The sequence below is a fragment of the Halorubrum saccharovorum DSM 1137 genome, from assembly GCF_000337915.1.
GTDB lineage: Archaea > Halobacteriota > Halobacteria > Halobacteriales > Haloferacaceae > Halorubrum > Halorubrum saccharovorum.
In genome coordinates this window covers 153,610-175,946 of sequence record NZ_AOJE01000005.1, presented here as the reverse complement: position 1 = coordinate 175,946, position 22,337 = coordinate 153,610, and the positions used below count along the sequence as shown (strand labels likewise).

Annotated in this window: 21 protein-coding genes; 11 read left to right on the top strand and 10 right to left on the bottom strand. The window is 67.9% G+C overall.

The window, feature by feature from the left end:
* Positions 1-24 precede the first annotated feature (24 nt).
* From acs to C471_RS00875, 6 genes are all read left to right on the top strand, one after another.
* Positions 25-2,019: an acetate--CoA ligase gene (gene acs, locus C471_RS00900; protein WP_004045871.1), complete on the top strand. Its 1,995-nt coding sequence runs from the start codon at positions 25-27 to the stop codon at positions 2,017-2,019.
* A 112-nt stretch (positions 2,020-2,131) separates the two neighbouring features.
* Positions 2,132-2,545, top strand: coding sequence for a DUF4212 domain-containing protein (locus C471_RS00895; RefSeq protein ID WP_004045870.1), 414 nt, complete (start codon positions 2,132-2,134; stop codon positions 2,543-2,545).
* A complete protein-coding gene (locus C471_RS00890) occupies positions 2,542-4,341 on the top strand; it encodes a VC_2705 family sodium/solute symporter (protein ID WP_004045869.1) in 1,800 nt (599 codons plus the stop codon). The genes C471_RS00895 and C471_RS00890 overlap by 4 nt, the downstream gene beginning before the upstream one ends.
* Entirely contained in the window at positions 4,341-4,802 is a 462-nt protein-coding gene (locus tag C471_RS00885) for a universal stress protein (RefSeq protein ID WP_004045868.1), read from the top strand. The genes C471_RS00890 and C471_RS00885 overlap by 1 nt, the downstream gene beginning before the upstream one ends.
* Before the next feature lie 84 nt (positions 4,803-4,886).
* On the top strand, positions 4,887-5,147 hold the full coding sequence (locus tag C471_RS00880; RefSeq protein ID WP_004045867.1) for a hypothetical protein: 261 nt from the start codon (positions 4,887-4,889) through the stop codon (positions 5,145-5,147).
* A 267-nt stretch (positions 5,148-5,414) separates the two neighbouring features.
* Positions 5,415-5,609, top strand: a complete 195-nt coding sequence (locus C471_RS00875) for a cold-shock protein (protein WP_004045866.1) — start codon at positions 5,415-5,417, stop codon at positions 5,607-5,609.
* Positions 5,610-5,804: 195 nt separating this feature from the next.
* On the opposite strand, the gene C471_RS00870 is transcribed toward C471_RS00875, so the two are convergent.
* Complete coding sequence (locus C471_RS00870) at positions 5,805-6,767, bottom strand: oxidoreductase (RefSeq protein ID WP_004045865.1); 963 nt, start codon at positions 6,765-6,767, stop codon at positions 5,805-5,807.
* 170 nt (positions 6,768-6,937) lie between these two features.
* Between C471_RS00870 and C471_RS00865 the strand changes: the two genes are divergently transcribed.
* Both C471_RS00865 and C471_RS00860 read left to right on the top strand, forming a co-directional pair.
* Entirely contained in the window at positions 6,938-9,400 is a 2,463-nt protein-coding gene (locus C471_RS00865) for a DNA topoisomerase VI subunit B (RefSeq protein WP_004045864.1), read from the top strand.
* Complete coding sequence (locus C471_RS00860) at positions 9,400-10,485, top strand: DNA topoisomerase IV subunit A (protein WP_004045863.1); 1,086 nt, start codon at positions 9,400-9,402, stop codon at positions 10,483-10,485. Before C471_RS00865 ends, C471_RS00860 begins: the two co-directional genes overlap by 1 nt.
* A 30-nt stretch (positions 10,486-10,515) precedes the next feature.
* Here C471_RS00860 and C471_RS00855 read toward each other — a convergent pair whose 3' ends face one another.
* A complete protein-coding gene (locus C471_RS00855; protein WP_004045862.1) occupies positions 10,516-10,752 on the bottom strand; it encodes a CDGSH iron-sulfur domain-containing protein in 237 nt (78 codons plus the stop codon).
* Positions 10,753-10,862: 110 nt separating this feature from the next.
* Here C471_RS00855 and msrB point away from each other — a divergent pair, with 110 nt between their 5' ends.
* A complete protein-coding gene (msrB, locus tag C471_RS00850) occupies positions 10,863-11,282 on the top strand; it encodes a peptide-methionine (R)-S-oxide reductase MsrB (RefSeq protein ID WP_004045861.1) in 420 nt (139 codons plus the stop codon).
* 36 nt (positions 11,283-11,318) lie between these two features.
* On the opposite strand, the gene C471_RS00845 is transcribed toward msrB, so the two are convergent.
* The 4 genes from C471_RS00845 to C471_RS00830 form a co-directional block, all read right to left on the bottom strand.
* Complete coding sequence (locus C471_RS00845) at positions 11,319-12,020, bottom strand: sensor histidine kinase (RefSeq protein ID WP_004045860.1); 702 nt, start codon at positions 12,018-12,020, stop codon at positions 11,319-11,321.
* Between the two features lie 69 nt (positions 12,021-12,089).
* Positions 12,090-13,244, bottom strand: a complete 1,155-nt coding sequence (locus C471_RS00840) for an acyl-CoA dehydrogenase family protein (RefSeq protein ID WP_004045859.1) — start codon at positions 13,242-13,244, stop codon at positions 12,090-12,092.
* Between the two features lie 116 nt (positions 13,245-13,360).
* Positions 13,361-14,500, bottom strand: a complete 1,140-nt coding sequence (locus C471_RS00835) for a pyridoxal phosphate-dependent aminotransferase (RefSeq protein ID WP_004045858.1) — start codon at positions 14,498-14,500, stop codon at positions 13,361-13,363.
* Positions 14,497-14,985 (bottom strand): Lrp/AsnC family transcriptional regulator, encoded by a 489-nt coding sequence (locus C471_RS00830; RefSeq protein WP_004045857.1) that lies wholly within the window; start codon positions 14,983-14,985, stop codon positions 14,497-14,499. The genes C471_RS00835 and C471_RS00830 overlap by 4 nt, the downstream gene beginning before the upstream one ends.
* A 140-nt stretch (positions 14,986-15,125) precedes the next feature.
* Here C471_RS00830 and C471_RS00825 point away from each other — a divergent pair, with 140 nt between their 5' ends.
* Positions 15,126-15,992 (top strand): aldo/keto reductase, encoded by an 867-nt coding sequence (locus C471_RS00825; RefSeq protein WP_004045856.1) that lies wholly within the window; start codon positions 15,126-15,128, stop codon positions 15,990-15,992.
* Positions 15,993-16,027: 35 nt separating this feature from the next.
* On the opposite strand, the gene C471_RS00820 is transcribed toward C471_RS00825, so the two are convergent.
* Complete coding sequence (locus C471_RS00820) at positions 16,028-17,383, bottom strand: adenylosuccinate synthase (protein WP_004045855.1); 1,356 nt, start codon at positions 17,381-17,383, stop codon at positions 16,028-16,030.
* Between the two features lie 293 nt (positions 17,384-17,676).
* On the opposite strand from C471_RS00820, the gene C471_RS00815 reads away from it, so the two are divergent.
* Entirely contained in the window at positions 17,677-17,982 is a 306-nt protein-coding gene (locus C471_RS00815; RefSeq protein ID WP_004045854.1) for a hypothetical protein, read from the top strand.
* 154 nt (positions 17,983-18,136) lie between these two features.
* On the opposite strand, the gene C471_RS00810 is transcribed toward C471_RS00815, so the two are convergent.
* From C471_RS00810 to C471_RS00800, 3 genes are all read right to left on the bottom strand, one after another.
* Positions 18,137-20,449 (bottom strand): DUF7527 domain-containing protein, encoded by a 2,313-nt coding sequence (locus C471_RS00810; RefSeq protein ID WP_004045853.1) that lies wholly within the window; start codon positions 20,447-20,449, stop codon positions 18,137-18,139.
* Positions 20,450-20,569: 120 nt separating this feature from the next.
* Positions 20,570-21,043, bottom strand: a complete 474-nt coding sequence (locus C471_RS00805; protein ID WP_004045852.1) for an NUDIX hydrolase — start codon at positions 21,041-21,043, stop codon at positions 20,570-20,572.
* 73 nt (positions 21,044-21,116) lie between these two features.
* Entirely contained in the window at positions 21,117-22,097 is a 981-nt protein-coding gene (locus C471_RS00800) for a transcription initiation factor IIB (RefSeq protein WP_004045851.1), read from the bottom strand.
* Between the last annotated feature and the right edge of the window lie 240 nt (positions 22,098-22,337).

The following is a 22,337-nucleotide window of genomic DNA, read 5'->3' as shown; positions in this document are numbered from 1 at the left end:
AGATCGGTTGGGTATGCCCGTACCATGACAGAGGGAGACGGTCAACTGGAAGCGAGACTCGCAGAGCAGGAGGTGTTCGAGCCGCAGGAGTCGTTCGTCGAACAGGCGAACGTCTCGGATCCCGGTATCTACGACGAGTTCGAGGAGAACTGGCCGGAGTGCTGGGAGGCGGCCGCCGATCTGCTCGACTGGGAGACGGGGTACGACCAGGTGTTGGACGACAGCAACCCTCCCTTCTACGAGTGGTTCACGGGCGGCGAGCTGAACGCGTCGGCCAACTGCCTCGACCGACACCTCGACGAGCGCGGCGACGAGGTCGCGATCGAGTGGGTCGGCGAGCCCGTCGACGAGGACGACCGGTCGTTCACCTACGAGGAGCTCCACCGCGAGGTCAACGAGTTCGCGGCGGCGCTCCGGGCGCAGGGCGTCGAAGAGGACGACGTGGTGACGATGTACATGCCGATGATCCCGGAGCTGCCGATCGCGATGCTGGCGTGCGCCCGCATCGGCGCGCCCCACAGCGTCGTCTTCGCCGGGTTCTCGGCCGACGCGCTCGCGACGCGGATGAACTCCGCGGACTCGGAGTACCTCGTCACCTGCGACGGCTACTACCGCCGCGGCGACCCCCTCGACCACCTCGACAAGGCCAACGAGGGGCTCGCGGACGTCGAACACGACACGACGACGGTCGTCGTCGACCGGCTCGGCCCGAACGGCGACGGCTTCGGTCACGATCTCGGCGACGACCAGATCGACTACGGCGACCTCGTCGCGGACCACGAGGGCGCCGAGGTCGAGCCGGTCACCCGCGACGCCGAGGACATGCTGTTCCTGATGTACACGTCGGGGACGACCGGGAAGCCGAAGGGCGTGAAACACACGACCGGCGGCTACCTCTCGTGGGTGTCGTGGACCTCGCAGTCCGTCCTCGACATCAAGCCGGATGACACGTACTTCTGTTCGGCCGACATCGGCTGGATCACGGGGCACTCCTACATCGTCTACGGACCGCTCTCGCTCGGGACGACGACGATGATGTACGAGGGGACGCCCGACCACCCGGAGCGCGACCGGCTCTGGGAGATCGTCGAGGAGTACGACGCGACGCAGCTGTACACCGCGCCCACCGCGATCCGCGCGTTCATGAAGTGGGGCGAGGAGTTCCCCGACCGCCACGACCTCTCCTCGCTGCGGCTGCTCGGCACGGTCGGCGAGCCGATCAACCCGCGCGCCTGGAAGTGGTACTACCAGCACATCGGGAACGAGGAGTGTCCCATCGTCGACACGTGGTGGCAGACCGAGACCGGCGGCATGATGGTGACGACGCTGCCCGGGGTCAAAGACATGAAGCCCGGGGCGGCCGGACCGCCGCTCCCGGGCCTCGACGTACAGATCCTCGACACGCTCGGCGACGAGGTCGAGCCGGGGAAGGCCGGCTACCTCACGGTACAGAAGCCGTGGCCCGGGATGCTCCGGACGCTGTACAACAACGACGAGCGCTACATCGAGGAGTACTGGGCGGAGTACTCCGACACCGACAGCGACGACCCCGAGGACTGGGTGTACTTCCCAGAGGACGGGGCGAAGATCGACGAGGACGGATACATCACCGTTCTCGGGCGCGTCGACGACGTGCTCAACGTCTCCGGCCATCGACTCGGAACGATGGAGATCGAGTCGGCGATCGTCGGCGTCGAGGGCGTCGCCGAGGCGGCCGTCGTCGGCGGTGACCACGACATCAAGGGCGAGGCGGTGTACGCGTACGTGACCACCGAAGACGGGTACGAGGGCACCGACGAGCTCCGCGACGCGATCGTCGCGGGCGTCGAGGACGCCATCGGCCCGATCGCCCGGCCGGAACAGGTCGTGTTCACGCCCGATCTGCCGAAGACGCGGTCCGGGAAGATCATGCGTCGCCTACTCGAGAACATCGCCGACGGGAAAGAGCTGGGTAACACCAGCACGCTCCGGAACCCGGAGATCGTCGAGGAGATCCAGCGGAAGGCGGAGAACGACTGACCGCTACACCCCCGTTTTCGAAACACGAAGCGAGAGACGACGCGCTCGACACCGAAACTAAATATCACGATAAAACCGCATAAACGCACCACGACAATACACACCACAACACATGACAGACAATAGCTCACGAAGTTCTGACGACGCGGCCACCGACGGCGGCGTCGCCACGGGTGCGGCACAGAAGCACAGCGACACCGACTACCTCGGAGCGGAGGTGAACATCCTGAATCCGAGCACGCCGTACATGCGAGACCACCTCCGTATCGTCTGGTCGGGGTTCGCCGTCTGGGTCCTCGCGGTGTGGGGGCCGGTGACCCTGACGCGGCTCGCGCCCGGTCCGATGACGAATCAGATGCCGATCTTAGGCTTCCCGCTCCACTACTTCCTCGTCGCGTTCGGCGCGCCGACCAGCGCGCTGATCTTAGCGTTCTGGTACTCGCGCAAACGGGACGCGCTCGACGAGAAGTACGGTATCGAACACGGTACCGCTGACGTCGCAACCGACGGAGGGGCCGACGAATGAAGGCGAGTTCGATCCTCCTGCAGAGCGAGCTCCTTCCGGAAGCGCTCGACATCTCGTTCAAGGTGGGACCTGCCCTCCTCGTGATCGGGATGTTGGGGCTGTTCCTCACGATCGGCTTCGTCTTCCGCGTCGCCGACACCGAGGACATGTGGGTCGCCGGCCGCTCGATCGGGAACGTCGAGAACGGGATGGCGATCGGGGCGAACTGGATGTCGGCCGCCTCCTACCTCGGTATGGCGGCGTCGATCGCGCTCGCGGGCTTCTACGGGCTCGTGTACGTCGTCGGCTGGACGACGGGATACTTCATCCTGCTCATCTTCCTCGCCGCGCAGCTGCGCCGGTTCGGGAAGTACACGGCGCCGGACTTCGTCGGCGACCGGTTCAACTCCGACACCGCGCGTGCCATCGCGGCGGTGACGACGTTCCTCATCGGCTTCGTCTACGCGATCGGCCAGGCGAAGGGGATGGCCTTGGTCGGCCTGTACATCTTCGGTAACTACGGAGGCCTCATCCCGGGTCTCGACGGGTACCAGGTGATGGTCGTCGCCATGATGGTCGTCACCGTGGGCTACCTGACGCTGTCCGGAATGTTAGGCGCCACGAAGAACCAGGCCGTCCAGTACGTCATCCTCATCCTCGCGTTCGTCGTGGGGCTGTTCGTCGTCGGCTACACGAACGGCTACTCCACGGTGTTGCCGCAGCTCGAATACGGAATGTTGATCAGCGAGCTCGGCAGCGAGTTCTCCGAACCGTTCGCCTCGTCGAGCTACTACCTCTGGGTAGCGACGACGTTCTCGCTGATCGTCGGCACCTGCGGGCTCCCGCACGTGCTCGTCCGGTTCTACACGGTCGAGAGCGAACGGACGGCCCGCTGGTCGACGGTCTGGGGGCTGTTCTTCATCTGCATCCTGTACTGGAGCGCTCCGGCGTTCGCCGCGTTCGGGACCGACCTCTACTCGCAGACGGTCAGCCCGACCTACGGCGATCCCGGCATGACGAGCGCCGCCAGCGAAGTCATCGTCGTGCTGGCGGCACAGCTTTCGGGGCTCCCGGACTGGTTCGTCGGCATCGTCGCGGCGGGCGGTATCGCCGCGGCGATCGCGACGGTCGCCGGACTCTTTATCGCCGGCTCGTCGGCGATCAGCCACGACATCTACACCAACATCATCAACGAGGACGCGACGCAGCGCCAGCAGATCCTCGTCGGCCGCCTCTCGATCGTCGCGCTGGGCGCGCTGACCACGCTGGCCGCGCTCAACCCCGCGTCGTCGATCGCGGCGCTCGTGGGCTACGCGTTCTCGCTCGCCGGCTCCGTCCTGTTCCCGATGTTCTTCCTCGGCATGTGGTGGGAGAACGCCAACCGCCAGGGCGCGCTCGCCGGCATGACCACCGGGCTGACGCTCTGGTCGCTCCCGATGATCAACCAGATCGTCCCGACGTACATCGGCTCGCTCGAGGCGCCGCTGTCGACGGGGCTGGCGACGTGGATGCCCGCCATCGGCTCCGCGCTCATCACGCTCCCCGTCGTGTTCGTCGTCACCATCGCCGTCTCGATGGCGACCGACGAGCCGTCGCTCGAAACGAAGCGGATCGTCCGGCAGTGTCACAGCCCCGAGCCGATGGGGCAGCAGGAGACCGCCGAGGACGTCGTCGCCGCGGACGGCGGCGAGGACGTTGCGACTGACGGCGGTCGCGCAGTTGACGACGCGGCCGCCGAGGGGGACCGTGCAGTTGACGACGCGGCCGCCGACGAGAGCCGCGCAGTTGACGACGCGACCACGGAGGAGGAGCGATAATGTACGAACGCATCCTCGTACCCACGGACGGAAGCGACGTCGCGGAGGCCGCCGTCGACCACGCGCTCGACCTCGCGGAGAAGTACGACGCCGAGGTCCACGCGCTGTACGTGGTCGACATCGACTCCGTGAACTTCAGCCTCGGCACCGAGCAGGTCGATCGGCTCAAGCAGGGCCGGTTCGACGAGATGGGGGAGCTGAAAGAGCAGGCCGACGAGGCGACCGGGGTGGTCGCCGATCGCGGAGCCGAACGCGGCGTCGACATCGTCGAACACGTCTCGGGCGGTCGTCCGCACAAGGTGATCGGCGACTACGCGGAGAACCACGACATCGACCTCATCGTGATGGGGAGTCACGGTCGGGCCGGCGTCCGGAGAGCGCTCCTCGGGAGCGTCACCGAGCGGACGCTGCGTTCGACGCACGTCCCCGTCCTCGTCGTCGACTACCTGGACGAGGACTGAACAGCCGAGCGCGCACCCACGCGGGGCCGCTCGGGCGCTGGACCGTTCCGGAACACCGACGTATTTCGACGCCGACCTTTACCCATGACCGACGCCGAGCACATCGACGACCCCGACGCGAACGAGAGCCTCACCGACAGGATCCGGTCCCATGTCAAGGGGAACCGAACCGGGATGATACAGGACCTCGCGTTCGCGGTCGCATGGGTGACGCTCGTGTCGCTGTTGTACGACTTCGCGTTTTCCGCCTCGCCCCGGTGGGTGTTGTACATGTTCATGCTCGCCGGGATTCCGGCGTACTTCGGCTTCTTCATCTCCCTGGAAATGGCGAAGGCACAGCGGTGATCGACGCGGGCCCAACGCAGACGGGGATCCGACCGTCCGTCGACTCCGAGCGAGCGTGACGCGTCGGCCGGCGTCAGCGGGGCGGTCGATCGGCTTCTTCGCCCGGGTCGGTTTTTTCCACCGGGTCGGCTCTTTCGATCGGAGCGGGTTTCTCGACCCGGTGCGGAAGTCGGAGACCGTTCGTTTTGCGGGCCCGTCTCAAACACGGTCGAGGATTCTGGGGGTCACACAACACTTATCAATCAGTCGGGAGTGGATCGAAATGCGATGGCGACAGGCAAGGTCGACTTCTTCAACGACACTGGCGGCTACGGATTCATCGAGACTGACGACGCTGACGAGGACGTATTCTTCCACATGGAAGACGTCGGCGGCCCGGACCTCGAGGAAGGACAGGAAGTAGAGTTCGAGATCGAGGAGGCCGATAAGGGGCCGCGCGCGACGAACCTCACCCGGCTGTAATCGTCGGCTTCGACCCCCTCGGACAGCTCTCGAAACGCGTCTCGCGTATATGATAGCCTCCAGCGGCGGCGCCGAAATTCCGATCGCCGGGCCCTACCGGTCGCGGGGCGTCGAGCCCTACCGGCCGCAGGGCGCTGTTCGCACGCGACGACCGCGTGCGAGAGGGGCCGTTGCACTCGGGAGCGCCTCGACGCTTCAAACCGGGAACGCGACGCCGGTCGCCTCCGTCGAGTACTCCCAGAGCCGCCGGGCGTCCTCGCGGTCGTAGGAGGCGTCGTTCGACCGACCGGTTGTCGGCTTGCCGCGCATGTTCAGCAGCCCGCCGGGCTCGACGTAGGCGCCGCCGTCGACGTCGGCGGTGGCTGCGTACAGCATCGGGAGGGCGCCCGTCGCGGCGTCCTGACCGAACAGCGCGTTCGCCAGCCGCATGGCGACCGTCAGCAGGGGGTTGCCGCTCTCCGCGGCGGTGCGCAACTGCAGGTTGGTGTCGGCGTACCCGGGGTGGCAGGCGGCGCTGCGGACGCCGATCGCGGCGTCGCCCTCGCGGTTCGCGGCGTCGATCCGGCGCTGAAGCTCGTAGGCGAACAGGAGATTCGCGAGCTTGCTCCGGCCGTACGCCTTCCACTTGCCGTACGACTCCTCCCAGTTGAGATCGGAGAAGTCCATCTCGCCCTGCTCGTGCGCGCCCGACGACTGCGTGACGACGCGCGCGTTATCCTCGATCCCCTCGGCGGCTTCGAGGAGGTCGAACAGGCGCCCGGTGAGCGCGAAGTGACCGAGGTGGTTCACGCCGAACTGCGTCTCGAAGCCGTCCTCGGTCTCGCTCCGCGGGATCGCCATCACTCCGGCGTTGTTACAGAGGGCGTCGACCGCGTCGTAGTCGTCGCGCAGGTCTTCCGCGAAGGCCGCCACCGAGTCGAGCGACGCGAGGTCGCACTCCCGCACGTCGAGGTCGCCGTCGACCTCGCCGCCGGCGTCGGCGCGGAGCTCGTCGGCCGCGTCCTCGCCGCGCTGGACGCTCCGGCACGCCATCACCACGGTGGCGCCCTTCGCGGCGAACTCGCGCGTCCCCTCGTAGCCGAGCCCGCTGTTCGCGCCGGTGACGACCGCTGTCTTCCCGTCCAGTCGCGGCATGTCCTCCGCGGTCCACCCTGACATGATCGAACGAAAGGGCGTCGCGGGGAGAAATCTGTCGGCGGGATCGGACGTTGCCCGTTCGTGCGACACGTTCCCGAACAGGGCGACGAGACGGCGTCTGACGACGAGATACACTTTCACCGCGCCGGCGGTGCGTTTTTAGGTGCCTCGGTGGAAGGGGAGGGTACCGAATGACGTCCTTCCAGTCGACGATCGGCGACGAGGAGGGGATCGCGGAGGAGCTGGCCGAGGGTCAGCGCGAGATCTCCATCGCCGAGTTCTTCGAGAAGAACAAACACATGCTCGGGTTCGACTCGGGCGCCCGCGGGCTCGTCACCGCCGTCAAGGAGGCGGTCGACAACGCCCTCGACGCGACCGAGGAGGCCGGCGTCCTCCCCGACATCTACATCGAGATCGAGGAGGTGGGCGACTACTACCGGCTCGTGATCGAAGACAACGGGCCGGGCATCACGAAGGAACAGCTCCCGAAGGTGTTCGGGAAGCTCCTGTATGGGAGTCGTTTTCATGCCAGGGAGCAGTCTCGCGGTCAACAGGGAATCGGTATCTCAGCCGCTGTACTGTACTCTCAGTTGACTTCCGGCCAGCCCGCGAAGATCACCTCGCGCCCGAAGGGGCAGTCGCGGGCGCAGTACTTCGAGCTCATCATCGACACCGACACGAACGAGCCGGAGATCAAGGCGGACGAGGAGACGACGTGGGACCGCCCCCACGGCACCCGGATCGAGCTGGAGATGGAGGCGAACATGCGCGCTCGCCAGCAGCTCCACGACTACGTGAAACACACCGCGGTCGTCAACCCCCATGCGCGGCTCGAACTGCGCGAGCCGGGACTCGACGAGCCGATGAAGTTCGAGCGCGCGACCGACGAGCTGCCGGCGGAGACGAAGGAGATCCGGCCGCATCCCCACGGCGTCGAGCTGGGCGCGCTGATCAAGATGCTGGAGGCCACCGAGTCGTACTCCGTCTCCGGGTTCCTCCAGGAGGAGTTCACACGGGTCGGCAAGAAGACCGCCGACAGCGTGATCGACAACTTCCGCGACGTGTACTACGGTCGCGAGCTCGCGTGGTCGCCGCCGCGGACCCACGACGACCGCGACGTCGCCGCCGCGGTCAGCGAGGCGGTCGCCAACAAGGGCGAGACGGCGACGACCGCCTTCGCCGAGGGGGTCGCCGAGACGGTCGCGAGCAACGACCGGCTCTCCCGCTCCGAGCTCGCGACGATCGTCGACAACGTCGCCGAGACGGTCGCGAACGACACCGGCAAGACGTTCGGCGGGACCGTCCGCGAGAACGCGGTCGGCGCCGCGTGGCGGGCTATCTCCGGGCTCGGCGGCGACGAGGCCGGCGGCGACGAGGCCGGCGAGGGCGGTAACAGCGAGGACGCGACCGAGTCGCCGCTCGTCGCCGACGCCTACGCTCTCGTCGACGACGCCACCTCGACCCGGAAGGACGACGCCGCGGTGCGGGCGATGGCCGAGGCCCTCGCGCGCCGGTTCGAGAACCTCGACGGCGACGCGTTCCGGATCGCCCGCGACGACCTCGACCGCCTCGTCGCGGACGCGGCCTCGTTCGTCGCCGAGCAGCACGACGCGACCTTCGGTGAGACCGCCCGCGAGAACGTCGCGGAGGCGTTCTGGTCGCGGGCGCGGACGGTGCCGGACGACCCGCCGAAGGTGAAGTCGATCGCGGGCAGCCGCGACGCCGCCGCCGACCTGCTCGACGCGATGCGGACGACCGACATCCTCGCGCCGCCGACCGACTGTCTCGCGCCGATCACGGCCGAGCTGGTCGAGGCCGGGCTCCGCAAGGAGTACGACGCCGACTTCTACGCGGCGGCGACCCGCGACGCCGAGGTCCACGGCGGCGACCCGTTCATCGTCGAGGCCGGCATCGCCTACGGCGGCGAGATCCCGGCGGAGGGCAAAGTGGAGCTCCTCCGGTTCGCGAACCGCGTCCCGCTCGTGTACCAGCGCGGCGCCTGCGCGACGACGGACGTGATCAAGAACATCGGCTGGCGCAACTACGGCCTCGACCAGCCCGGCGGCTCGGGGCTCCCCAACGGGCCGGCCGTCATCTCGATCCACGTCGCCTCAACGAACGTCCCGTTCACGAGCGAGTCGAAGGACGCGCTCGCGAACGTCCCGGCGATCGAAGACGAGATCGAACTCGCGGTGCGCGAGGCGGCCCGCGAGCTGAAGTCGTTCCTCAACAAGCGGCGCTCGATGCAGCAGCGGCGGGAGAAACAGGACGTGCTGGGCCGAATACTCCCCGAGATGGCCGACAAGGTCTCCGAGGTCACGGGGCGGCCGCGCCCCGACATCGACGGGGCCTTGGCGCGGATCATGAACAACGTCAGCATCGAGCGCGAGGTGAACGGCGAGACGGTGACGCTCGTCGTCGAGAACCACTCGGACGTGAACGAGCGGCTGGAGATCACGGACATCGTCTCCACGGAGCCGACCGACCTCTCCGACGGGATGGTCGTGGACATGGACGGCGAGTGGTTCGTGCAGTGGAAACCCGAGGTGGCCTCGGGCGACGAGCGGGAACTGACGTACGCGGTCGACGACGGCGCGGAGTTCGAGGTCAGCGTCGGCGGCGTCGAGACTGAGAAACTCACGGTGAACGACTAATGACGACCGAAAGCGACGCACGAGACGAGCTGATCGACCTGGCCGCGGACTTCTACGACCAGTTCGCCGCCGGGGACATCCCGGAGATGACGCTTCCCACGCGGACGAAGAGCAACATCGAGTACGACGAGGAGAGCGGCGTGTGGACGTACGGCGACCGCACGTCGACGCGCAGCGCGAACTCGGTGCGAGGCGCGCGCAAGCTGTTGAAGGCCGCCTACACGATCGAGTTCCTCGCGAATCAGCTCGACGACGACCGCTCGTCGACGCTGCGTGAGCTGTACTACCTCTCGGAGTCGTGGGACAACGACGAGGCGCAGTTCTCCAGTCAGGACGAGTCGAACGACCTCGTGGAGGACTTAGAGATCGTCACGGGCGTCACCCGTGAGGACTTCCACATGCGCCCGGAGGAGTCGGGCGCGACCCTGATGGGGCCCCTCCTCATCCGCGAGCAGACCCGCCGCGGGGAACGGGAGATCCACTGTCAGGAGGACGTGGGCGCGGGCGGCTACCAGATCCCGAACAACCCGGACATGATCGACTTTCTCGACGACGACATCGACTTCGCGCTCGCCGTCGAGACCGGCGGGATGCGCGACCGGCTCGTCGAGAACGGGTTCGACGAGGCGTACAACTGCCTCGTCATCCACCTCAAGGGCCAGCCAGCGCGGGCGACCCGCCGGATCACGAAGCGCGTCCACGACGAGCTCGACGTGCCGATTGCCGTCTTCGCCGACGGCGACCCGTGGTCCTACCGGATCTACGGCTCCGTGGCGTACGGCTCGATCAAGTCCGCCCACCTCTCGAAGTACCTCGCGACGCCGGAGGCGCAGTTCGTCGGGATCCAGCCGGAGGACATCGTCGAGTACGACCTCCCGTCCGATCCGCTCTCCGACTCGGACGTGAACGCCCTCGAATCGGAGTTAGAGGACCCCCGGTTCCAGACCGACTACTGGGAGGAGCAGATCGAACTGCAGCTCGACATCGGGAAGAAGTCCGAACAGCAGTCGCTCGCGAGCCGCGGGCTCGACTTCGTCACCGACACGTACCTCCCCGAGCGGCTCGACGCGATGGGCGTGCTGTAGCGGGGCGCCACCGCGGCTCGACGCGGCGTCTCACTCCCCTTCGTACGCGATCTCGTCGATCTCGCGCCGCTCGCCGTCGGCGTCGTCGTTCTCGTACTTGTACACGACGCCGTCCGCCTCGTCCGCTGTCGCGTTGTGCGAGCCGTCGCAGAGCGGCTTCGAGTCGGAGAGGCCGCACTGACAGACGTAGATCAGGTCGTCGTCTCCCATGTCGGACTCGTCGAGTATCGCCGGTCCTCGGTCCTCGTGCGTGACTTCGCGTGCCATGGTCGTCGATCGACGGCCGTCCGAATACCGCTTGCGGCCGCCGATCGGAAGCAGCCGGGTCCCGGTGCGACCGCCGCAACCCCCTTGCACGTGGGGCGCCTATCGAAGATATGAGCGAAACCGAAGAGGGCGACGCGGTCGACCCGGGCGATCTGACCGACGAAGAGTGGCGCGAACGGCTCTCCGAGGAGGAGTACCGCGTGCTCCGTGAGAGCGGCACGGAGGCGAAGTTCTCGGGCGAGTACGTCGATCATCACCCCGACGACGGGGAGTACCGCTGTCGGGCCTGCGGGACCCTCCTCTTCGACGCCGAGACGAAGTACGAGTCCGGCTGCGGCTGGCCCGCCTTCTACGCCGCCGAGGAGGAGTCGGTGACGACGACGGTCGACACCAGCCACGGGATGCGCCGCACCGAGGTCCGGTGCGCGAACTGCGACTCCCATCTGGGCCACGTGTTCGACGACGGCCCCGAGCCCACGGGCAAGCGGTTCTGTATCAACTCGGTCGCGATGGAGTACGACGAGGAGTAGCTCGACCTCGGTGCGGCCGAGTCGACGCGAACGCCGCTACTCCGCCAGCGGGAGCGTGAGCGCGAATACGGTGCCTTTCGGCTCGTTGTCCTCGATCCACACGTCCCCGTCGTACAGGTCGACGAGCGACTGCACGAGGTAGAGCCCGATCCCCGCGCCCGGGCTGTCGAGCCCCTTCTCGCCTTTCCCGAACACCTCCTCGCGCTGGTCTTCGGGGATTCCCGGGCCGTCGTCGGCGACGCGGACCTCGGCGACGCCGTCCTCCTCGTCGACCGCCGCCGACACCGTTACCCTCGGGGGCGTCTCGTCGTTGTGCTGGACCGCGTTCCGCAGGACGTTCCGGAACACCGAGCTCAGCATCTCGTCGGCGACGACCGCCTTCTCGGGGAACGATCCCTCGACCGTGAAGACGGCCTGCGAGTACGCGGACCGGACCTCCTCGACCTGCTGGGAGAGGACCGGGGCGAGCGAGACGCTGTCCGGCTCGGCGTCCTCGCGGAGCATCACGTCGGCGAGATCTCGGACCGTCGTGGTGAGCTCGACGGCGCTTCGGGTGTTCTCTCTGATCACGTCGAGGTACTCCTCGCCCTCCTCGTCGACGTGGCCGTCCAGCAGTTCCGCGTACGCGCTGACCAGCTGGAGGTCGTTGCGGATGTCGTGGCGCATCACCTGGTTCAGCAGCCGGAGGTCGTCGCGCTGCCGTTTGAGTCGCTCCTCGGGCGTCGCGTCGTCGCTCATAACGGGCTATGCGACGCCTGTCGTTTTTAAATGCCGGTCACGTCCCCCGGGCGACGTACGGTGGCCCACTCAGATCCCCTCGTCGAGCAGTTCGCGGGCGATGATGTTCTTCTGGATCTCGGTGGTTCCTTCGTAGATCTGGGTGATTTTGGCGTCTCGGTAGAGCCGTTCCACGTCGTGGTCGTTGACGAAGCCGGCGCCGCCGTGGACCTGAACCGCCTCGTCGGCGACGTCGACGGCGACCCGCGAGGCGAACTCCTTGGCCATCGACGCGAGCGCGGTCAGGTCACCCGACTCGTTGTCGACGGCCCATGCGGAGCGGTAGGTGAGCCAGCGCGCGGCCTCGGTGTTGGTGTGCATCTCCGCGAGCTTGTGTTTGATCGCCTGGAAGTCGCTGATCGGGCGGTCGAACTGCTCGCGCTCCTCCGCGTACTCCAGCGCGCGCTCGGCCGCACCGCGGGCGATCCCGACGCCCTGCGCGGCGACCGCGGTGCGGGTCTCGTCGAAGAACTGCATGAGCTGGAGGAATCCCATCCCGCGCTGGCCGATCTGGTTCTCCTCCGGCACCCTGACATCGTCGAACCGCAGTTCGGCGGTGTCGCTCGCGCGGATGCCGAGCTTCCCGGTGATCTTGTCGCGGGTGAGCCCGTCGCGGTCGCCCTCGACGAGGATCTGCGAGTAGCCGGAGTAGCGGTCGTCGATCTCGGGATCGGTCTCGCAGACGACGACGAAGTAGTCGGCGACGGTGCCGTTCGTGATCCACATCTTCGAGCCGTTGATCACCCACTCGTCCCCGTCCTTTCGAGCGCGCGTCGCGACCGAGGTCACGTCAGAGCCCGCCTGCGGCTCGGAGATCGCCGACCCCATCACCGCGTCGCCGGCGGTCACCTCGGGGAGGACGCGCTCCTTCTGTTCCTCCGTTCCGAACTCCATCAGCGCCTCGGCGCCGAAGCCGGCGCTGGAAACGCAGAGACCGATCCCCGGGTCGGCGGCGAACAGCTCCTCGGTGAGGATCGCGTTCTCCAGCGAGGAGTAGCCGACGCCGCCGTACTCGACCGGGACGTGCGGCGCGAGCAGGCCCATCTCTGCCGCTTTCTCCATCACCTCGTGTGGGTACTTCTCCTCCACGTCGTGCTCGGTCGCGACCGGCCGGATCTCCTCGTCGGCGAACCGGCGGACCTCCTCGCGGAGCTGCGTCTGTTCGTCCGTGAGCTGGAACTCCATGCCCGAACTATCAGGATAAAGAGTGATAATCGTTAGCGAACGTCGAACAATTCGCGAAGAGTTGTTCGTTCACGGGGCGCGGGAGACGGCCCCGGCTGCGAGGGTCGAGAGTCGTCTCAGCGGTTCTCGACGAACGTCGCGATCCGGTCCGTGGCCTCCTTCAGCTCGCGCATCGAGGTCGCGTACGAGACGCGGAGATGCCCCTCGCCGCCCTCGCCGAAGACCGAGCCGGGGACGACGGCGACGCCCTGCGCCTCCAGCAGCTCCTCGGCGAAGGCCTCGTCGTCGCCGCCGCAGTCCGGGAACGCGTAGAACGCGCCGCCGGGCTCGAAGGTGTCGAGGCCCATCTCGTTGAACCGGGAGACGACCAGCCGCCGCCGGCGGTTGTACTCCTCGACCATCTCCGCGACCTCGTCGTCGCAGCGGTCCAGCGCCTCGATCGCGGCGTACTGCGGCGTCGTCGGCGCCGACAGCATCGTGTACTGGTGGATCCGGTTCATGGCGTCGATGACGTCGGTGGGGCCCAGCGCGTAGCCGAGCCGCAGGCCGGTCATCGCGTACGCCTTCGAGAACCCGTTGACGACGACGGTACGCTCTCGCATCCCCGGCTGGGTCGCGATCGAGGCGTGGTCGGCGCCGTAGGTGAGCGCGGAGTAGATCTCGTCGGCGATCACCCGGAGGTCCTCGTCGCGACAGAACGCGGCGACCTCGGCGTACTCCTCCTCGGTCATCGTCGCGCCAGTCGGGTTGTTCGGGTAACAGAGCACGAGCAGGTCGGCCTCGGCGGCGCCCGCCGCCTCCAGCGACTCCCGCGTGAGCGCGAAGTCGTCTTCGGCCCGCGTGGGGACCGTCAGCTGCTCGCCGCCCGCGAGCTCGATCCCCGGCCCGTAGGAGATGTACGTCGGCTCGTGGACAGCGACCGTGTCGCCGGGGTCGACGAGCGCGCGGAACGCCAGATCGACCGCCTCGCTCGCGCCGGTCGTGACGAGCACCTCCTCGGCCGGGTCGTACGACTGGTCGTAGCGCTCGTGGTGGGCAGAGATTCGCTCGCGGAGCGCGGCCATTCCGCGGTTCGAGGTGTAGGAGGTCTTCCCGCGTTCGAGCGAGTCGATCGCGGCGGTGCGAGCGGCCCACGGCGCCGAGAAGTCGGGCTCGCCGACGCCCAAGGAGATCACGTCGTCGCGCGCCTCCGCGAGCTCGAAGAACTTCCGGATCCCCGACTCCGGGAGGTCGCGCGCGCGGTCGGACAGCCTCATGGCGACACGGAGAGCCGGTCGTCGTCGTCGCCGTCCTCGAAGCGGATCCCGCCGTCCTTGTAGGTGTCCATGATGTAGTGGGTCACCGTTTGGGTGACCTCCGGCATGGGCGCGACCTGCTCGGAGATGAACCGCGAGACGTCTTCCATCGTCTCGCCGAGCACCTCGACGGCGAAGTCGTAGTCGCCGGAGACGAGGTGGAGCGCGTCGACCGCGGGGAACTTCGCGATCCGGTCGGCGACCTGCTCGTAGCCGGTCTCGCGGTCGAGTTCGACGTTGATTTCGACGATCGCGCGGATCTTCCCCTCGTCGACGCGGTCCCAGTCGACGACCGCTTGGTAGCCGTGAACGACGTTGTCCGCCTCCAGCGCGTCGATGGCGTCCGCTACCGCGTCCGCGTCGAGGCCCGTCTGGGCCGCGATGTCGTCGATGTCCTCGCGGGCGTTCCGCGCCAACACGTCGAGTACCTCGCGCTCGGCGTCCATACCTCACGATCACGCGGGGGCGGTTTATTAGTAGCGACGTGCGCAAGACGGGCGACTCGTTTCGGCACCGACCGGTCGTCGTCGACACACGCCCTTCCGCCATCCCCACCGATTTCCGCGTGGCGCGCGATCGGTCGAGCATGGCTCCAGACACGACCGGGCGGAGCGACACGTTCGATATCGGCGGCGAACTGACCGTCAACCGGCTCGGCTTCGGCGCGATGCGGATCACGGGCGAGGACATCATCGGCCGCCCCGCCGACGAGGACGAGGCCAAGCGCGTGCTCCGACGCGCGGTCGAACTCGGCGTCGACTTCGTCGACACCGCCGACTCCTACGGGCCGGGCGTCTCGGAGCGGCTGATCGGCGATGCGCTCGGCGACCCCGACGACACGGTCGTCGCCTCGAAGGCCGGCCTGCTCCGCAACCGCGAGGGCGACTGGCTTCCCCACGGCGACCCCGACTTCCTGAAGAACCAGGTCCTGTGTAGCCTCGACCGACTCGGAACCGACACGATCGACCTCTACCAGTACCACCGGCCCGACCCGGACACCGACTTCGAGGAGTCGGTCCACGCGTTCGCGGAGATGAAAGACGCGGGTCAGGTCGCCCACGTCGGGCTCTCGAACGTCTCCGTCGAGCAGTTAGAGACCGCCATGGAGATCGTCGACGTCGCCACCGTCCAGAACCGCTACAACGTCGGTCACCGGGACGACGAGGACGTGTTGCGGGCCTGCGAGCGCCACGGCGTGGGCTTCATCCCGTGGGGGCCGATGTACGCGGTCGACGACGACGAAACCCCCGACGCGCTCCACGACGTCGCCGACCGCCGCGGCGTGACGGCGCGCCAAGTCGCGCTCGCGTGGCTGCTCGATCACTCCGACGTGACGCTCCCGATCCCGGGCACGTCGAGCGTCGACCACCTCGAATCGAACCTCGCGGCCGCGGACCTGTCGCTGAGCGACGAGGACATGGCCGCGCTGAACGGGATCGATTCGCAGGCGTAGCCGCGAGAAGTCCGCACTGTGGACGCGCGAGCGCCCTACTCCTCGAACGGGTTCGTCAACTCGACCGTCTCCTCGCGGTCGGGACCGACGCCGACCGCGTAGATCGGGGTGTCGATCTCGTCGGCGACGAACTCCAGGTAGTCGCGGGCCGCCTCGGGTAAGGCGTCGTAGCCGTCCTCGGCGACCGCGGCCGAGTCGAACGGCTCCCAGGTGTCGAGCGTCTCGTAGACGGGGTCACAGCGCTCCCACCGATCGGTCGTGGTGGGCACGGTGTCGAGCTCCTCGCCATTCAGCTCGTACCCCGTACACACCTTCAGCTCGTCCAGCCCGGCGAGCACGTCGACGTGGTTGACCGCGACGCCCGTGAACCCGGAGACGCGCGCGGCGTGCCGGAGCATGGGGAGGTCGAGCCAGCCGATCCGGCGCGGGCGTCCGGTGACGGTGCCGAACTCGCCGCCCTTCTCGCGGATGTCGTCGGCGAGCGCCTCCTCGTCGGCGTCGCCGTCGAGCTCGGTCGGGAGCGGCCCCTCGCCGACCCGCGAGAGGTACGCCTTCACGATGCCGACGACCTCGCCGTCGCCGACCGCGGTGACGCCGAGCCCGGAGCCGACCGACGCGGCGCCGGCTGTCGGGTTCGAGGAGGTGACGAACGGGTAGTTCCCGTGATCGATGTCGATGTGGGTGCCCTGCGCACCCTCGAAGAGGATCTCGTCGCCCGCCTCGCGGCGGCGGTGGAGGTAGTCGGAGCAGTTGACGGTCATCCCCTCGTCGGCGAGCCGCTCGCCGATCGCGGCGAACTCCTCGTGGAGCGCGTCGACGTCGAACGCCTCGGCGCGGTCTTCGCCGTCGTCGAGGTCGAGCCCGTACACGTCCTCGACGAGCGCCCGCTTCTGCGGGACGACGTACTCGAGCTTCTCGCGGAGCACGTCGGGGTCGAGCAGGTCCGCGATCCGGACCCCGCGACGACCGGCCTTGTCCTCGTACGTCGGGCCGATGCCGCGACCGGTCGTGCCGACCGCGTCGCCGGCGTCGTCGTCGGCCTTGACCTCCTCTTCGATCCCGTCCAGCACGCGGTGGTACGGGAGGATGACGTGCGCCCGGCGGGCGACCCGCACGTCGGGGTCGAGCCCGCGTTCGCGCAGGTCGTCGATCTCGGTGAACAGCGTCTTCGGGTTGACGACGCAGCCGTTGCCAAGGATGCCGGTCGTGCCCCGGACCGCGCCGCTCGGCACGAGCGACAGCTTGTACTCGACGCCGCCCTCGACGACGGTGTGGCCGGCGTTGTCGCCGCCCTGATAACGGACCACGACGTCCGCGTCCCCTCCCCACCGGTCGACGAGCGCGCCCTTGCCCTCGTCTCCCAGCTGGGAGCCGACGATGGTGAGTGTCATACGACCCGGTGGTTCCCGGCGGGGGGTAAAACCGATTACGGTCCATCGCCGAGAATTCACCACGAACGGCGATAGCGACGCGCGTCCATTGCGTGTCTAATGCACGTTCGTGGTGATACCTCACCGTTCGTGGCTGTATCTCCCCCTCACCGGCGGCGGCTCGATCCGACGGGAACGGCGTCGCTGCGATCGAATGCGTTAACTACTGCCACGTCAAAGCGTCGGGTCGAGCGATTACGGGTCCGTCTCCGACAGCAACTTTTAAACGGGGGCATGACGAGTTAACATGTGCCATGATAGATCGACTAGAGAAAGAGGTAGACATGCTGGAACGTCACCTCCAAGTCCTGCGGATGGTCATCGAAAACGAGCCGATCGGCATCGTGAAGATGTCGAACGAGACGGGGTACCCCCATCACAAGGTCCGCTACTCGCTGCGCGTCCTCGAAGAGGAGAACCTCATCGAGCCGTCCAGCCAGGGCGCGATCACGACGGAGCGCACTCACGAGTTCGTCGACGAGCTCGACGAGAAGCTCGATGAGACGGTCGATAAGCTCGGCTCCATGCGGATCGACGACGCCGCAGAGCTCGAGAACTGATCGTTCGACTTCGACGAGACGACGGACGGATAGCGTTTTGACGGCGTCAAAGCCGCGTTTAGGTGCGTTTGAACCGTGATTTCTCCGACTCGGCTGACTCGCGGTGAGATGCGTCGAGATATCGATCGGTTCGGCGGCGACAGTTCGAACCCAGCTACAGGTCCGGGACCGTCATGTGGAAGCCGCCGTCGCGGGCCTCGACCAGACAGAGGTGATACCCCCGTTTGCGCGAGAGCTTCACGAAGCTCGCGCGCTTCGACCGGCTGAACAGCCCGCCGCCGACCGCGTCGCTCGCGGTCTCTAACGCCCCCGGTTCGAAGAAGCTCTCCGTCACCGCGAACGCCGCCGCGAAGGGTTCGTTCGATCCGGCGATGTCGCGGCCGTTCTCGACGAGTGACTCCAGCGTCCCCTCGGCGGTCGGGTCGCGGCTGTCGTTGAGATCGGCGACGAACAGCGGGTTCCCCATCCGGTCGCGCAACACCAGATCGAACGACCGCTGCTCGCGGGTCTCCTCGCCGTTCTCGGTGATCGCGATCGACACGGATCCGCCGATCTCCGCGCGGTCGATCTCCGGGATCGCGTCGTAGAGGTCTCGGAGCACGCTCTGGTTGCCGGTCCCGCTCACCTCGAAGGGAAGGTCCTCGACGAGCCACCGGGTGAACCCGTACTCTATCGTGTCTTCCAGGAACTCCTCGTACGGCCGCCCGTCCACCGCGAGCCCCTCCGTCTCGAAGCTCGTGTGGTGTTCGATCCGGAGGTTCTCGCGGAGCGCGTCGCGGTCGACCGTCCCGTCGTGGGCGTCTTCGAGCGTCGCGCCGCCCTTGGACTCGTACCTGACGAAGAGGTTCGTCCCGCTCCGCGCCTCCGCCGGAGAGATCGTCCGATCGCTTTCGGGGAGCCGATCGCGGGCGGCCGACAGCTCGGACTCCAACCGATCGCGCTCCTCGCGGAGCGTCGACAGCTCAGACTCCAGCCGATCGACCTCGGTCGAGAGTTCGTCCCGCTCGGCGGCGATCTCGTCGCGATCGACCGCGAGACTGTCCCGTTCCGCCTCCAGCGACTCTCGCTTCTCCTTAGCGGCCTTGAGTTCGGCTTGAAGCTGTTCGACGCGCTCGTCGACCGGCTCGCGCTCGCCCGCGCTCGCCCCCGACGCGCGCTGTGAGACGGCCGAGCGGTCCGACCGGTCGCGCTCGGTCGAGCGCGGCTCGGGAGACCGCTCGTCGCCGTTCGCGGCGGCCGAGCCGGCGGCTCCGCTTCGACCGGCGCTCCCGGAGCGTCGCCGCTCGCTCGCCTCCCGCGGGGGCCGGCCGGCCGCGTCCGACTCGGCCTCACCGCGGCTCCGGTCGCCCGGCGGATCGCTCGCCTCCGACGGGTCGAGCGCGGGGATCGACTTCTGCTCGCGCCACTGCTCCTCCTCGGAGAACACGTCGTCGCTCGGGTGGTCGCCCTCGCTCCCGGGCTCGGGTTCGTCCGCCGCGTCGGGAGCGTCGGACGAATCGGGCGTCTCAGACGTGGCGGCGCGTTCGGTCGTGGCGGCGCGTTCGGTCGCGGCGTCCGCCTCCGCGCTTTCGTCCGCGCGCTCGGCGTTCTCCCTCTCGACGGTGTCCGCCGCCGGTTCGGATTCGATCGGTTCGCCGGCCCGCTCCCCCGGCGAGGGCGGGGTCTCCCCGTCTTCTCCTCCGTCGTCGCGGGCGCCGGGTCTCGGCGTTTCCTCGCGGTCGACCGTTTCTCCGTCGGATGACTCGCTGTCGACCGCTGCCGTAGCCGTCTCAGCCCCGGCGTCGGCGGCCTCGTCGCCGGGAGTCGCGTCCCGGACGGGCCCCTCCTCGTCGGTCTCGCCCTCAACGGGCTCGTCGGCCTCCGATTCGACGGGGGTGTCCTCACCGGCGGTGTCCTCACCGGCGGTGGTCGCACCGCCGCTCGCCTCCGCGGCCGGGATCTCCTGCACGTCTAGATCGACCTCGTAGACGGTGTAGATCCCGACCTCGTCGTCGGCCAGTTCGAAGGCCTCGTCGCCGGTTTCGAGTCGGCGCGAGTTCCCGACGTACGCCGCGGCCATCGACTCGCCCGCGGTGTAGGTGACGTAGTAGTCGCCCGAGAGCACGTTCTCCGACAGTTCGACGTAGCCGGTGAACCCGCCCTGCGTGAGCTTCCGGTCGGCCTCGGAGAGCGGCGTGTCGTTCGTGTAGTACTGCGCCCGCGGCTCGCCGCCCCGCTCCTGCATGGCGAACAGGACCGGGAGCACCGCCGCCGGTGCCTCGTAAACCGTTCCGGAGGCGTCCGCGAACGCGTCGAGGTCGGCGTCGGCGGTACCGACGACGCGGCCCTCGAACACGAACAGCCACCCCGTGCCGTTCGTCACCGCGCCGGAGAACCCCCGGTCGACGAGACGCCCAAGCCCCGCGAAGCCGTCCGAGAACTCCCGGGCGTCCCACCCGGTTATCTCCGCTCTTCGCTGTGCGTCCATTCTTGCGTTTACGTCGCCTGCAACGACCCAAATACCTTCCGGAGCGTGAGACGGTCGTCTGACGCCGGCCGTCGGCCGATCCGGTCTCGATCGTGACGAGTCTCCTCTGTCCGATCCCGGCTACGCCCCGTCGACGGCGGCGATCGCTTCGCGGCCGAGGTCGATCACGTCACGCTGGAGGTCGCTCTCGGCCAGCTCCGCCGGCGTGTACCAGCGCCAGCCGTCCGACTCGACCTCCTCCGTCCCGTTCGGCGTGATCTCCCGGGAGCCGACCCGGGCGTAGTAGAGGTGGTCGACGTGCTGGTGACCCACCGACCCGTCCTCGTGGACGTTGATGTCGTGGAGCATGAGGTGTGCCGGCTCCGGGAGCCCGCGCGTGTTCGGCCCCTCGATCGGCGACTCGGTCGCGACGAGCTCCGCTTCCAGTCCCGTCTCCTCGCGGACCTCCCGGAGCGCGGCCTCGTGGGGGAGCTCGTCGCGGTCGACGTGCCCGCCCGGCGGGAGGCGGATCCCCAGGCGCTCGTGCGCGTGGAGCGCGGTCGCGCCGTCGTTGACGACGTACGTCGTCGCCGTGAAGTGGCGAGTGGTCTCCATACGCGTGGCTCGGCCCGGGCGGGCTTGGACGTTCGGAAAAGCGGCGAGCGTCTGCGGGTCGGTCGCTGTAGAGTCAGTTCAGCGCGACGCCGTCCTCGGCCTCCAACAGCTCGTGGTACCGGTTCCGGATGGTGACCTCGCTGATGTTCGCGACGTCGCTGACCTCGCTTTGGGTCACCTTCTCGTTGACGAGCAGCGAGGCGGCGTAGACGGCGGCGGCCGCGAGTCCAACGGGCGACTTCCCCGAGTGGATCCCCTGCGACTTCGCGGTGTCGAGCAGCGAGCGCGCCCGGCGCTCGGCCTCGTCTGAGAGGCCCAGATCGGAGGCGAACCGGGGGACGTAGCTCTCGGGGTCGGCGGGCTGGATCTCCAGTTTGAGCTCGCGGACGACGTAGCGGTACGTCCGGGCGATCTCGTCTTTCTCGACCCGCGAGACCGCCGAAATCTCGTCGAGGCTCCGCGGCGTGCCGGCCTGCCGGGCGGCGGCGTACAGCGACGCCGTCGAGACGCCCTCGATGGAGCGGCCGGGAAGCAGGTCCTCGTCGAGCGCGCGGCGGTAGATGACGGAGGCGGTCTCGCGGACGTTGTCCGGGAGGCCGAGCGCGCTGGCCATCCGGTCGATCTCACCGAGCGCCTGTTTCAGGTTCCGCTCTTTGGAGTCGCGGGTGCGGAACCGCTCGTTCCAGGTGCGCAGCCGCTGCATCTTCTCGCGCTGGCGGCTGGACAGCGACTTGCCGTAGGCGTCCTTGTCCTGCCAGCCGATGTTCGTCGAGAGCCCCTTGTCGTGCATCATGTTCGTCGTCGGGGCGCCGACGCGGCTCTTCTCGTCTTTCTCCTTCGAGTCGAACGCGCGCCACTCCGGCCCGCGGTCGATCTCGTCCTCCTCGACGACGAGGCCGCAGTCGACGCAGACGGTCTCGCCGTGTTCCGTGTCGGTCGCGAGCTGGCCACCGCACTCGGGGCAGTGAAGCTCCTCGTCGGCCGACTCGGTCTCGGTCTCGGACTCGGTCTCGTCGGCGTGCTCCGCCGTGTACGTTCGAACGTTTTCGCTCATTGGTTAGATCAGGTGGAGGGAACGAGGGGACCGAGAGACGCGTCTCGGTTGGTTTTCCTCACCGTTACGTAATCGGCGGAAATATTTAAATGCTTGGGTGAGTTTCGATTCGGAGAACCTCATGGAGAGCGGTTCTCAAGGCTCCATTCGACGATTATTGCCGGTTTTTCGGCCAGCCTTAACAACGGGCGGAGACGATCGCCGATCGGTAACCCCCACCTATATATCTATTTCGCGGGA

Coding starts and splice junctions, on each gene's coding strand:
- C471_RS00875 (WP_004045866.1), top strand. CDS start 5,415: ATGGCGACAGGCAAGGTCGACTTCTTCAACGACACTGGCGGCTACGGA.
- C471_RS00810 (WP_004045853.1), bottom strand. CDS start 20,449: ATGGACGCACAGCGAAGAGCGGAGATAACCGGGTGGGACGCCCGGGAG.
- C471_RS00890 (WP_004045869.1), top strand. CDS start 2,542: ATGAAGGCGAGTTCGATCCTCCTGCAGAGCGAGCTCCTTCCGGAAGCG.
- C471_RS00855 (WP_004045862.1), bottom strand. CDS start 10,752: ATGGCACGCGAAGTCACGCACGAGGACCGAGGACCGGCGATACTCGAC.
- C471_RS00840 (WP_004045859.1), bottom strand. CDS start 13,244: ATGGAGTTCCAGCTCACGGACGAACAGACGCAGCTCCGCGAGGAGGTC.
- C471_RS00825 (WP_004045856.1), top strand. CDS start 15,126: ATGGCTCCAGACACGACCGGGCGGAGCGACACGTTCGATATCGGCGGC.
- C471_RS00845 (WP_004045860.1), bottom strand. CDS start 12,020: ATGAGCGACGACGCGACGCCCGAGGAGCGACTCAAACGGCAGCGCGAC.
- C471_RS00865 (WP_004045864.1), top strand. CDS start 6,938: ATGACGTCCTTCCAGTCGACGATCGGCGACGAGGAGGGGATCGCGGAG.
- C471_RS00800 (WP_004045851.1), bottom strand. CDS start 22,097: ATGAGCGAAAACGTTCGAACGTACACGGCGGAGCACGCCGACGAGACC.
- msrB (WP_004045861.1), top strand. CDS start 10,863: ATGAGCGAAACCGAAGAGGGCGACGCGGTCGACCCGGGCGATCTGACC.
- C471_RS00815 (WP_004045854.1), top strand. CDS start 17,677: ATGATAGATCGACTAGAGAAAGAGGTAGACATGCTGGAACGTCACCTC.
- C471_RS00830 (WP_004045857.1), bottom strand. CDS start 14,985: ATGGACGCCGAGCGCGAGGTACTCGACGTGTTGGCGCGGAACGCCCGC.
- C471_RS00895 (WP_004045870.1), top strand. CDS start 2,132: ATGACAGACAATAGCTCACGAAGTTCTGACGACGCGGCCACCGACGGC.
- C471_RS00835 (WP_004045858.1), bottom strand. CDS start 14,500: ATGAGGCTGTCCGACCGCGCGCGCGACCTCCCGGAGTCGGGGATCCGG.
- C471_RS00860 (WP_004045863.1), top strand. CDS start 9,400: ATGACGACCGAAAGCGACGCACGAGACGAGCTGATCGACCTGGCCGCG.
- C471_RS00885 (WP_004045868.1), top strand. CDS start 4,341: ATGTACGAACGCATCCTCGTACCCACGGACGGAAGCGACGTCGCGGAG.
- C471_RS00805 (WP_004045852.1), bottom strand. CDS start 21,043: ATGGAGACCACTCGCCACTTCACGGCGACGACGTACGTCGTCAACGAC.
- C471_RS00870 (WP_004045865.1), bottom strand. CDS start 6,767: ATGTCAGGGTGGACCGCGGAGGACATGCCGCGACTGGACGGGAAGACA.
- acs (WP_004045871.1), top strand. CDS start 25: ATGACAGAGGGAGACGGTCAACTGGAAGCGAGACTCGCAGAGCAGGAG.
- C471_RS00820 (WP_004045855.1), bottom strand. CDS start 17,383: ATGACACTCACCATCGTCGGCTCCCAGCTGGGAGACGAGGGCAAGGGC.
- C471_RS00880 (WP_004045867.1), top strand. CDS start 4,887: ATGACCGACGCCGAGCACATCGACGACCCCGACGCGAACGAGAGCCTC.